7 protein-coding genes, 1 tRNA gene and 1 pseudogene are annotated in these 12,038 nt (G+C 37.0%); 1 reads left to right on the top strand and 8 read right to left on the bottom strand.

Annotated elements, in window-relative coordinates:
• Positions 1-7: 7 nt before the first annotated feature.
• Positions 8-2,782, bottom strand: a complete 2,775-nt coding sequence (locus F6K40_RS01535) for a bifunctional diguanylate cyclase/phosphodiesterase (protein WP_293130409.1) — start codon at positions 2,780-2,782, stop codon at positions 8-10.
• Positions 2,783-3,002: 220 nt separating this feature from the next.
• Here F6K40_RS01535 and F6K40_RS01530 point away from each other — a divergent pair, with 220 nt between their 5' ends.
• Positions 3,003-3,869, top strand: coding sequence for a hypothetical protein (locus F6K40_RS01530; protein ID WP_293130407.1), 867 nt, complete (start codon positions 3,003-3,005; stop codon positions 3,867-3,869).
• A 442-nt stretch (positions 3,870-4,311) separates the two neighbouring features.
• Here F6K40_RS01530 and F6K40_RS01525 read toward each other — a convergent pair whose 3' ends face one another.
• The 7 genes and pseudogenes from F6K40_RS01525 to F6K40_RS01495 form a co-directional block, all read right to left on the bottom strand.
• Positions 4,312-4,812, bottom strand: a complete 501-nt coding sequence (locus F6K40_RS01525) for a hypothetical protein (RefSeq protein ID WP_293130405.1) — start codon at positions 4,810-4,812, stop codon at positions 4,312-4,314.
• 501 nt (positions 4,813-5,313) lie between these two features.
• Entirely contained in the window at positions 5,314-7,191 is a 1,878-nt protein-coding gene (locus F6K40_RS01520; RefSeq protein ID WP_293130487.1) for a CAAD domain-containing protein, read from the bottom strand.
• Positions 7,192-7,761: 570 nt separating this feature from the next.
• Positions 7,762-9,186, bottom strand: a pseudogene (gene gltX, locus F6K40_RS01515) (glutamate--tRNA ligase); the annotation flags it as partial.
• A gap of 201 nt (positions 9,187-9,387) precedes the next feature.
• Positions 9,388-9,461 (bottom strand) — tRNA-Asp (locus F6K40_RS01510).
• Positions 9,462-10,268: 807 nt separating this feature from the next.
• Positions 10,269-11,435 (bottom strand): esterase-like activity of phytase family protein, encoded by a 1,167-nt coding sequence (locus F6K40_RS01505; protein ID WP_293130403.1) that lies wholly within the window; start codon positions 11,433-11,435, stop codon positions 10,269-10,271.
• Positions 11,432-11,584, bottom strand: a complete 153-nt coding sequence (locus F6K40_RS01500; RefSeq protein WP_293130401.1) for a hypothetical protein — start codon at positions 11,582-11,584, stop codon at positions 11,432-11,434. Before F6K40_RS01500 ends, F6K40_RS01505 begins: the two co-directional genes overlap by 4 nt.
• Positions 11,585-11,808: 224 nt before the next feature.
• Positions 11,809-11,967: a hypothetical protein gene (locus tag F6K40_RS01495; RefSeq protein ID WP_293130399.1), complete on the bottom strand. Its 159-nt coding sequence runs from the start codon at positions 11,965-11,967 to the stop codon at positions 11,809-11,811.
• Between the last annotated feature and the right edge of the window lie 71 nt (positions 11,968-12,038).

The raw sequence follows: 12,038 nt of genomic DNA, 5'->3' as shown, positions 1-12,038 counted from the left end.
CCTATGTCTAAAAAAAATTAGTACCTAATAATGCTGTTGCTTCAGTCACATTTACAGGTTTAGAAAACAAATATCCTTGACCATATTCACATCCTAAATCCTTCAGTTGAGTCAATTGTTCCTCTGTTTCTATCCCCTCTGCTACCACATCCAATCCCAGACTATGAGCTAATGTAACAATTGCCCTGACAATCTCACAATTTTCCCCATTAACTCCCATATTTGTCACAAAAGATTTATCAATTTTCAGAGTATTAATCGGGAAACGATGCAAATAACTTAGAGATGAATATCCTGTACCAAAATCATCAACACTTAACTGCATTCCCAACTCCCGTAAGTGAGATAAAACTTTAGTAGCAGATTCAGCATTATCCATAACCACACTTTCTGTGATTTCTATTTTTAATCCTTGAACATCGATACCTGTCTTTTCCAAAATACGTTGAATTTGTAAAATTAAGTTAGATTGGGAAAACTGTTTACTAGAAATATTGATAGCTATAGTCAGGTTAGTTTGAGAATAAATTTTTTGCCATTCTTGCAGTTGACGACAAGCTTCCCAAAATACCCACTGACCCAGAGGAATAATCAAACCTGTTTCTTCTGCGATGGGAATAAACTTGATCGGAGAAACCATGCCACGTTCAGAATTTCGCCACCGCGCTAAAGCTTCAAACCCTACTAAGTCGCCTGTAGATAGAGAAACAATTGGTTGATAATTGAGTAAAAAAGTGTTGGCAATGGAACAAGAAAATGAAAATTCTTCTAGCATATCCACAGCTTGACGTAAGTCGCGCTCTAACTGCATCATTTCTGTAACGTAGCTGTGCATGGAACTGGTGAAGACCAAATAACTTCCTGGGTTTTGCACTTTAGCTTGATCCATGGCAATATTAGCATCTCGCACTAGATCACCTGCCCATTTATAATCATCAGAACTTATAACAATACCAATACTAGCAGTAATAGAGAGTTTATCACCATCTAATTCTAGAGGGCGAGCGATCGCTTCTTGTATCAGAGTTGCCGAACCAATAGCATCTTCGCGATCGTCAATTTTCTCCAAGAGAATAACAAACTCATCACTACCTATTCGTGCTACCGTATCTCCCGGTCGTAAACAAGTTTTGATTCGTTGAGCAATTTCAATTAGGAGTTTGTCTCCCATGGAGTGACCATGACTCTCATTAATAATCTTAAATCGATCTAGATTAATCGTAAGTACAGCAAACAAATTAGAAGAGTTTATGTGTATGTATCCCAATGCTTGCTGTAATCTATCCATTAATAAAGCTCTATTTGGCAAGTCTGTGAGACTATCATAGAAAGATTGACGTCGTAATTTCTCCTGTGCAGATTTTTTTTCTGTTACATCATGGCAGTTAATTACAATTCCCTGAACAGATTCATCATCAAGTAAATTCATTACCATTGCTTCCAATACACACCAACTACCGTTTTTATGGCGGACTTGATATTCACCTAAACCTCGGCGCATTTTCGGATATTGTTTGACTTCTTCTATATCCTGTTCTACCCACCATCTATCATTAGGGTGAATTAACTCTAATACAGATTTACCAATTAATTCTGTTGAAGTGTAACCTAAAATTCGTTCCTGAGAGGGACTAACATATTGATAAATGCCATGACTGTCTAAAATCTGGATAATATCTGTGCTATTTTCGATTAGTGATCTGAACCTTCGTTCATTTTCCCGCAATTGTTTTTCTGCTTGCTTACGTTCTGTAATATCGGTGCTGACAGCAACAAACCCAGTGATTTTATCTGTTGCATCTCTAATGACATCTATCCGCATCAAAATCTGGATAATTTGACCTCTGCGAGTTCGACAAGTAACTTCACCTTTCCATCCACTTCCACTCATCATCCTTTCAGATATTTTTTTAGCTACTCTTTTATCTACTATCAAACTTAGCAACCCACCAATAGCATTTAGTTCGGATACATTTCTATAATCAAAAAGTTGAGTAAATGCTGGATTTTGAAAGATGTGATTGCCATTAGCATCAGTCATACTAATTGCTTCACTGCTACTTTCTACCGCTTTACCTGTCAGTGCTAGTGCTGTTTCTGTTTCCCGAAGTTCAGTAATATCTAGTCCCACAGTACACGCTGCATTACCCCGATCGTATTTTTGAGCAACTATGAGATATTGACGTACAGATGATCCCATTTCATGGACGGTAACGGTGGCATCACTAGCAAAAAAATCGCGAACAAACCTGGTAAATTCTGTATCATCTCCATTCAAAAATCCGATGTCTTTACCAATAAACTCTTCAGGAGTCATGTTGAATATTTCAGCTAAATGCCTATTAACTCCTAGATAATGTAAATCTGAACTAATCCAAGAAACTAATCCTGGTATTGCTTCTAAAAGTGTTTGTAATTGCTCGTCTGCTTCGGTGAGAAACGAATCTGATTCTGGTAATTCATTCTGGGAGTTAATAACTTGAATATCATGGGGAATTAATATGACTTTTTCTTGATTAATGGGATAAATACTAGCATTAAATTTAACTTCCTCCTCTCCTATTTGAGAGTTATGTTGGATTTCAACTTTACGATTTGTTTTTAAACAAGTTTTAATCTGATCGCTCAAAATATTTTTCTGAGTATTTTCAAGAACTTGACGTATCTGAAATTTCAGGGAGTTATCTTCTGAAAAGGATCGTTCTCCATCTACTGGAATACTTCCTAGAAAGCATCCTGCTCGATCCAACACCCAAATACAACTATTTATTACAGGAAACATAGAATCTATATGAGTATGATTTTTGCCTCAATCTTAAGTTAATAAATTTTAACTAATGAATTAACTCAGGTATTGATAGTGCTGATAGATATCCTTCAGCTGCAGAATTACAAAAATTAATTTTAACATTAAGTTAGTGTTATAAATAATATGTTATAGTAAATACGAACAGCTTTCAGTATAATCACCTTTATCCATTAGTAGAAGGTTTATAGGTAGTATGAAAATTTTATTAAAATCAGTCCTTACCAGATTCAAGGCTTTACTAGGAGGAGTTCCTCTAATTGCTACAACATATACGATTGGTACATTAGTTCAGCCAAGAGTAAGTTTTGCTATCAGTCACGACAGAGATAATTTATCTCTAGTAAATACACTTCAACTGTCTACTCAAAACATATCACAACAAAGTTATAATGTCAATAAAAATAACTTAGAGTCAAAGCATCGGAATTATTTTATTCTCTCCCAAAATCAAGAGATTAATACTTCTCAAAATTCCCAGTTAAAAAATAATTATAATGTTGTTGGAACTAAATATCAAGGTGCAAATTTTTCTCATCAATGGAAAACTACTAAAACTAATAAATTCGGCATTCCAGAAGTTAACAACCTCCAACTACCTACACCAGTTAATGCTATCGTAGTCCGACGTCAACCTGTGGCACCTACACCAGTGAATGCTATTGTAGTCCGACGTCAACCTGTGGCACCTACACCAGTTAATGCTATCGTAGTCCGACGTCAACCTGTGGCACCTATACCTGTGAATGCTATCGTAGTCCGACGTCAACCTGTGGCACCTACACCTGTGAATGCTATCGTAGTCCGACGTCAACCAATGGTAACAAATATTCCGCCTCAACCTGTGGCACCTACACCTGTGAATGCTGTCGTAGTCCGACGTCAACCAATGGTGGCAAATATTCCGCCTCAACCTGTAGCACCTACACCTGTGAATCCTATGATACCACGACCTCAACCTACAATCGAAAATCTTCATCCTGTACCATCTGTACCACAACCACAACCAATAGTAAAAAATACTTATCATAAGCAATCTGCACCACAACATTCCCACAAATAGGTAACAGGGAAAATGTGTGAGAGTAGGGACGTTTCATCGAAATTCCCTACTATGTTTTATAGTAATAGACATCTCCGGAAAAGAGGGAACAGGGAACACTTAACTCTTAACTGGAAGAAAGAATAGATAATTTCAAATGGGAGAATTGATTTGATTGTTAATTTTCGGAGATGTCTAATTAAAAAAAAGAATGTCACTCAGAAAAAATATCTAAACTATAATTAGTTTGGAAATTAAAGCATTAAGGCAGAAAAAAACGGTATTATATCATGTTCGGATAATCAGTTATAAATAAAACTTCAGCTCTGACAGTAGGGAAAAAATATTACACTTCTACTTTTCTCCTGACTCCTTATCTCCAGGAATTCTGACTCCTGACTCCTGACTCCTGACTCCTTGGTAATTATTTATAAGTATTTAACCGAACATGATATTATTTTGATTATCCTTCTTCTTTAGTAATTTTAATTACATAGGGATAATATTTATTTCTTTGGTAAGAACCTATCCAAACTTCATAAGTACCCGAAAACCATTGACCTATAATTCCTGGATTTTTTCCTTCAAAATCATCATTACACCAACTACCTCCAGGACCTCTAATTACTAAAGTTGTATCTTCACTACTTTTAACCTCTAGTTTCAGAGATTGAAAAAAGCCATTTAAAATTAATCTATGATCTGGTTCTCGATCGATAAAACCTACACATGGTCCTGTTACAGTGTTTTCTCTACCTATTGTTTCTTTTGCAGATATAGGTCCTCCACTTAACCCTCTAATAATCATTCGGTTTTGAGGAGATTTTGGATACAGGTTGACATCTTCAAATATAGGTGTCAATTGTAAATCTTGAGATAAGACTGGGGTGGTTTTCTGTATACCTGCTAATGAAAACAATACTCCTAAAAATAATATCGTTTTTTTGAGTTTATTTATATCCATCTAGAGTGCTGTTTTCTGATAATAAAGGTCAAAAAAATTATAGAGGAAATGTGAATCAGAAGTTTTACTATTTCACTTTATATATTTACAGCAGTTTCACGCCTGCGCGTGAGGTACAAAGCTTTACTATTTCTTAAAAGCTAGAAACCTATTAGTAATTTTTGCAGTTCAACCTTCCAGATTGTTAAAGCCTTGAAGGCTGTGTTACACTGTACCTCACCATCCTCATGCATTGCTGTAATTTCCCCCCTTTCTTTTTTAGTACATCAAACTCTTATTTAACTAGCTATCAGCTTTTAGAAACTCTGTTTCAATAATTAATAATTAATTATTAATTAATTATTACCTCTTCTTAAAAAGAAAAGGATTGGTTAAAAAGGAAAATTTTTTTTCTCCTTGAAAGGAGAGGCTTTAAACCTTGATTTTTCGGTTAAAAGCCATTTTTAAACCTAAAAAAAAATTATCCTGCTGATGGCTGAGTGCTAACCGCTGACGGCTTATTTAAGATTGCTTACCAACAATTTCTGATTTGATATTTTCAATTTTATCCAATAATTCTTGTCGATTAGGTTTCCGCAGCAAATAACGGTAAACAAACCAAACTGTATATCCCATTCCAATAAATTCAAAACTAATTGATAGAATAGGAATTCCTTGTAAAGCTTTGAGAAAACTAAGAATTAACGTCAAAATTAATATTGTTAATGTCACGTAACCAACGACTTTAAGCTGACTTTGATATTCTTGATAGAATTGACTAATGTATTCAGGAAAGTTAGAAAAGATATCGATCAATTGCTCTTTAATTCTATTGAGTTGTTCAAGATCGATGGTTTTGTTAGTTACTGTGTCTACAGGTTGTTGATCATCCAAAATGGAAGTTTCAACCAGAGTCGCTACTTTTTGTTCTATGATTTCTGTACCAGTAGTAGTAGGAGTTGTTGCTGCTGGCGTGGAAATTTGGCTCTCTTTTGCGACAGTCGGTTCGGGTGAAGTTTTGCCTGTTGCATCAATAATCGGAGTTGCTGCTGGCGTCGAAACTTGACTCTCTTTGCCTAAATTTGGTTCAGTTGGAGTCTTATCTCCTGCACCAGTAGTCGGAGTTGTCGAAGTTCCTGGTGTTGAGACTTGACTCTCTTTGGCAACATTCGGTTCAGTTGAAGTCTTAGCTGCTGCACCAGTAGTCGCAGTAGTCGGAGTTTCTGGTGTTGAGACTTGACTCTCTTTTGCTACCTTCGGTTCAGTTGGAGTCTTAACTGCTGCACCAGTAGTCGGAGTTTTTGGTGTTGAGACTTGACTCTCTTTGGCAACATTCGGTTCAGTTGGAGTCTTAGCTGCTGCACCAGTAGTCGAAGCAGTCGGAGTTGCTGTTGGCGTGGAAACTTGACTCTCTTTGGCAACATTCGGTTCAGTTGGAGTCTTAGCTGCTGCACCAGTAGTCGCAGTAGTCGGAATTGCTGCTGGCGTTGAAACTTTGCTTTCTTTTTCTACCTTTGGTTCAGTTGGAGTCTTAGCTGTTGCACCAGTAGTCGGAGTAATCGGAGTTGCTACTGGCGTGGAAACTTGACTCTCTTTGGCAACATTCGGTTCAGTTGAAGTCTTAGCTGCTGCACCAGTAGTCGCAGTAGTCGGAATTGCTGTTGGCGTGGAAACTTGACTCTCTTTTGCTACCTTCGGTTCAGTTGGAGTCTTAACTGCTGCACCAGTAGTCGGAGTTTTTGGTGTTGAGACTTGACTCTGTTTGGCAACATTCGGTTCAGTTGGAGTCTTAGCTGCTGCACCAGTAGTCGAAGCAGTCGGAGTTGCTGTTGGCGTGGAAACTTGACTCTGTTTGGCAACATTCGGTTCAGTTGGAGTCTTAGCTGCTACACCAGTAGTCGCAGTAGTCAGAGTTGCTGCTGGCGTTGAAACTTGGTTTTCTTTTGCTACTTTTGCTTCCCCTGGAGTCTTAGCTGCTGCACCAGTAGTCGGAGTAATCGGAGTTGCTACTGGCGTGGAAACTTGACTCTCTTTGGCAACATTCGGTTCAGTTGAAGTCTTAACTGCTGCACCAGTAGTCGGAGTTTTTGGTGTTGAGACTTGACTCTCTTTTGCTACCTTCGGTTCAGTTGGAGTCTTAGCTGCTGGACCAGTAGTCGAAGCAGTCGGAGTTGCTGTTGGCGTGGAAACTTGACTCTCTTTGGCAACATTCGGTTCAGTTGGAGTCTTAGCTGCTGCACCAGTAGTCGGAGTAGTCGGAGTTGCTGCTGGCGTTGAAACTTGGTTTTCTTTTGCTACTTTTGCTTCCCCTGGAGTCTTAGCTACTGCACCAGTAGTCGGAGTAATCGGAGTTGCTACTGGCGTGGAAACTTGACTCTCTTTGCCTACCTTTGGTTCCACTGGAGTCTTAGCTGCTGCACCAGTAGTCGGAGTCGTGGAAGTTCCTGGTGTTGAGACTTGACTCTGTTTTTCTACCTTTGGTTCCGCTGGAGTCTTAGCTGTTGCACCAGTAGTTGAAGCAGTCGGAGTTGCTGCTGGTGTTGAGACTTGACTCTGTTTGGCAACATTCGGTTCAGTTGGAGTCTTAGCTCCTGCACCAGTAGTTGGAGTTACTAATGATGGTGATGCTGAAATTTTCCTCTCTTTTTTTACAGTCGGTTCTGTAGTTTTGCCAGCTACATCAATAGTGGGAGTTGGTGGTGTGGAAACTTGGTTTTCTTTTTCTACCTTTGCTTCCCCTGGAGTCTTAGCTGCTGCACCAGTAGTCGGAGTAGTCGGAGTTTCGGGTATTGAGGTTTTTGTCTCTTTGTTCTCTGCTACTTGTTTTTGTTCGGGCGATCTTGTTGTCTTAGTTTCTTCTTTTGATAAAGCAGGAGATTTTGGAGTTGTTTCTAGGACAACAGTACCTTCACTCTGATTAGGAGTAGTCTCTGTTTTATTCGTTTCCTCAATTTCTTCACCTACAGATTTTTTGAAGCGTAATATATCAAAACCCTTCTGATGCAGCAGTAACCACGACTGAATTAAATCAGGTCCTTGCATAGCACCTGTTAAGGATGCTCTTAGCGATCGCATCACAATGCCTTTCTTTACCTTAATTTTCTGAGTAACTTTTTTAATAGTTTGCTGTGCATCATTTGCTCCCAGAGGTGCATCAGCATCTATCACTTCTAGAATAGAATTAATAGATTTAACAGAATCTTCTTTCTGCATTTGTGCTGCCGCTGCTTCATCCAGTTCTACAGTAGGAGAGAAGAATAACTTACTCATTTCCACCGCATCTGTGAGGCGAGTCAAACTAGGTCCGATTAATGCTGTTAGTTCTTCTAACCAAGAGCGATCGCCTTCTGGATCTAATTCATATCCTGCTTTTTGCCATATAGGAATTAATTTATCTGTCAGCTTTTCTACTGGTAGACTATGTAAATATTGACTATTTATCCAATCCAACTTCTGCCAATCAAACTTAGCTCCCGCTTTGTTTACCCTTTCAAAACTAAACTTTTCTCCTGCTTCTGGTAGGGTAAATATTTCTTCCGTTGCATCTGGAGGCGTCCATCCCAGTAAGCACATATAATTTGCCAGTGCTTCGGGAGTAAAACCCAATTCTTGAAAATCAGAAATTGAAGTTACTCCATCCCGTTTTGACAATTTTCGTCCTTCTGTATTGAGAATTAGAGGTGTGTGGCCAAATTTCGGAACTTTCCCCTCTAAAGCTTCATAAAGTAATATTTGTTTAGCTGTATTAGCAATATGATCTTCACCCCGAATCACATGGGTAATTTTCATATCCATATCATCTACTACTACTGCCATATTGTAGAGAGGTTGCCCTACTTTCCCTCCCCCTGCTGCACGGGAAATTACCATATCCCCACCCAAGTCACTACCTTTCCAAGTTACTGTCCCCCGGACTAGATCGTTCCAGGTAATTATCCGCTCATCATCTATTTTGAAGCGAATTACTGGTTGTCTTCCTTCTGCTTCAAAAGCTGCTTGTTCTTTAGCTGTGAGGTTGCGGTGGCGGTTATCGTAGCGGGGTGCTTCTTTTCTTGCTTTCTGAGCTTCCCGCATTTCCTCTAGTTCTGCTGCTGTACAATAGCACCGATAAGCTAATCCTTTGTCTAGTAAATCTTGAGTTGCTTTCTCGTATAGTTCTAGACGTTGGGACTGATAAGATGGTCCCTCATCCCATTCTAATCCTAACCATCTCAGTCCCTCCAAAATATTGTCTGTATACTCTGGACGCGATCGCTCTACATCTGTATCTTCGATTCTCAGAATAAATTTTCCTTTCTGGTTCCGTGCAAATAACCAGTTAAATACAGCAGTTCTAGCTGTACCGATATGTAAATTTCCTGTTGGACTTGGGGCCAGACGAACTCTAACACTCATATCAATTTCTATTTTGATTTTTGATTTTTAGATTTTATTCTACTTCTGATTAAATCTGAAAAGATATATAATCTACCAGAATGATGTAAAAATCTCTAATTTTTATACTGACTTGATTTCCTACTTTTACCATAAAAATTAGGCTTTCATCAAACAGTTATGTCTATCAGATTTGTTATGAGTGTTAAGTTATCAATTTTACGGGACTGACGGGATTCGAACCCGCAACTTCCGCCGTGACAGGGCGGTGCTCTAACCAGTTGAACTACAGTCCCTCTTTTTTCAAGCCATGTATAATTATGGCGCTTTCTATTTTATTTGTCAAGCCTTTCTCTAAATTTTTTTTGAATCTTTCTGTTTCTTGTAGCCAAAACCTTTACTTGACAAGGCTTTAAAAGTTTCATTTTTTTTATTTTGAATGAAGAACGCAAATCTACCAAGAAACCAGGTTGATTTCCCAATTATAGCGTTACGCGCTAGGGAACACTTAACTGGGAACAGCAGACTTTTAAAGGTTTTCAGGATTTAGAATTGCCTTTCTTTTAACTTTTGAGTTTTGAATTTTCAGCGCCTTTCTTCAACTTTTGAATTTTGAATTTTGAATTTTGAATTTTCCGGCTAGAGGTTGCTGCTGATTTTCCTTGATCAACCTGGTTTCTACGTCAGTCTCGCTTAGGATTAGTCGAAAAATCCTTCAATAATCTTTCTTCAACTTTTGAATTTTGAATTTTGAATTTTCCGGCTAGAGGTTGCTGCTGATTTTCCTTGATCAACCCGGTTTCTACGTCAGTCTTGCTTAGGATTAGTCGAAAAATCCTTTAATATCTTTTACTTCAACTTTCAACTTTCAACTTTCAACTTTTGAATTTTCAGTGCCTTTCTTTAACTTTTGAATTTTGAATTTTGAATTTTGAATTTAACTTTCAACTTTCAACTTTCAACTTTTGAATTTTCAGTGCCTTTCTTTAACTTTTGAATTTTGAATTTTGAATTTAACTTTCAACTTTCAACTTTCAACTTTTGAATTTTCAGTGCCTTTCTTTAACTTTTAACTTTTGAATTTTGAATTTTGAATTTTGAATTTAAAAGTTGCTGCTGAAAATGAGAATCTGAGTCACTTGTAGGAGATTAAAATTATTATCGCTGACTAAAATGAGCGATCGCCGACCATCTGGCAATACTGGGCCAAAGGTCATTCCTTCAATATTATCTGAGATTAATTCTAAATTGCTCAAATCTAAAACTAATTCTTTTTGTACGGGAGAAATATTAGTAAATTTACCGTTTAGACTATTAATTTGTTGAATATTATCTGCATCTGACAAATCAACTTGAAATAATTTAATTGTATTTCCAGTGTCTAGAGTAAAAGACCTTTCTAAACTTAAAAGATGAGTATCATCTAAAGCTATTAGTTCTACTAAACCATTAGTCTTAAAGCCACCCAAATTATTAGATGTAGAAGTAATAGGTTCAGTAATATATAGAAACTCTTTTTCTGGCTGACCAGAAATTAAATCATACTGTAAAATTCGACAAGGACTACCAGTAGAAATATTAGCTTCTGCACCATCTTGAACTAAAGCATTTTCTGTAGCCGTAAAGAGATATTTTTTGCTAGGAGTAATAGTTAAATTTTCCCAGGCGAGATTATTTCTAATTCCACTGTCAGTTTGTATCAGAAACTTTTCAGGAATTGGCAAACTTCGTAATTGTTTACCTTCCAGAGAAAATTCTTTAATAAATGGTTGTATTTGACGTTCTCTATCTCCTTCAGAAGAGATAAATAAATGAGTTCCGTTAAAAGTAATTCCTTCTGGATCGATACTCAAAGGAGGAAATATTTTACCTGTTTCATTTAATAAATTTGTGACATCTACAAAACTTACAGTTTCCTCTGAAATTTTATCTGATTCTAGGTCAATTTTCAGAGTATAAAATCGCGCTGGTGCTTTAATACTACGGTCATCAGAAATAGCATAATAAATTTGTCTATCTAAATTATAGGTTATGCCAGAAAGTCCGCCTACTTCTGTATTTTTAAATTTTAAACCTGTGGGAAAATTTACCTCTGCTAAAAAAGTTATTTGAGGAAGAGTTGCCTTAGTCATTGACTTAATAACTGTAGGTGTAATTATCAGAATAACTAAACAAGTAACTAAGGTCAAAATTAAATATTTATATCTTTGATTTTTGAGATTATTCATAATAGCACCAAGTCTTCCTTCTCCTCGACTTCTCCTAATCATCTATTTACAACTAGAAAGTCAAAAACATACACTCCCCAAACTTCCCAAACTTCCCAAATTATCCCTACTTCTGTATTTTTAAATTTTAAACCTGCGGGAAAATTCACCTCTGCTAAAAAAGTTATTTGAGGAAGAGTTGCCTTAGTCATTGACTTAATAACTGTAGGTGTAATTATCAGAATAACTAAACAGGTAACTCAGGTCAAAATTAAATATTTATATCTTTGATTTTTGAGATTATTCATAATAGCACCAAGTCTTCCTTCTCCTCGACTTCTCCTAATCATCTATTTACAACTAGAAAGTCAAAAACATACACTCCCCAAACTTCCCAAACTTCCCAAATTATCCCTACTTCTGTATTTGGAAATTTTCAACCTGTGGAAAAATTCAGTTCTGCTAAAAAAGTTATTTGAGGAAGAGTTGCCTGAGTCATTGACTTAATAACTGTAGCTGTAATTACAAGAATAACTAAGCCAGTAACTAAGGTCAAAATTAAATATTTATATCTGGGATTTTTGAGGTTATTCATAATAGCACCAAGTCTTGCTTATCCTCAATTTTTTCTAATCATCTATTGACAACCAGAAAGTAAAAAATATA

It is taken from the genome of Okeania sp. SIO3I5, from assembly GCF_010672085.1.
Classification (GTDB): domain Bacteria; phylum Cyanobacteriota; class Cyanobacteriia; order Cyanobacteriales; family Microcoleaceae; genus Trichodesmium.
This window is presented reverse-complemented; position numbering and strand designations above follow the sequence as displayed.

Excerpts from the sequence above, each read along its gene's own strand:
- F6K40_RS01525 (WP_293130405.1), bottom strand. The coding sequence starts at position 4,812 with ATGGATATAAATAAACTCAAAAAAACGATATTATTTTTAGGAGTATTG.
- F6K40_RS01500 (WP_293130401.1), bottom strand. The coding sequence starts at position 11,584 with ATGACTAAGGCAACTCTTCCTCAAATAACTTTTTTAGCAGAGGTGAAT.
- F6K40_RS01530 (WP_293130407.1), top strand. The coding sequence starts at position 3,003 with ATGAAAATTTTATTAAAATCAGTCCTTACCAGATTCAAGGCTTTACTA.
- F6K40_RS01495 (WP_293130399.1), bottom strand. The coding sequence starts at position 11,967 with ATGAATAACCTCAAAAATCCCAGATATAAATATTTAATTTTGACCTTA.
- F6K40_RS01535 (WP_293130409.1), bottom strand. The coding sequence starts at position 2,782 with ATGTTTCCTGTAATAAATAGTTGTATTTGGGTGTTGGATCGAGCAGGA.
- F6K40_RS01505 (WP_293130403.1), bottom strand. The coding sequence starts at position 11,435 with ATGATTAGGAGAAGTCGAGGAGAAGGAAGACTTGGTGCTATTATGAAT.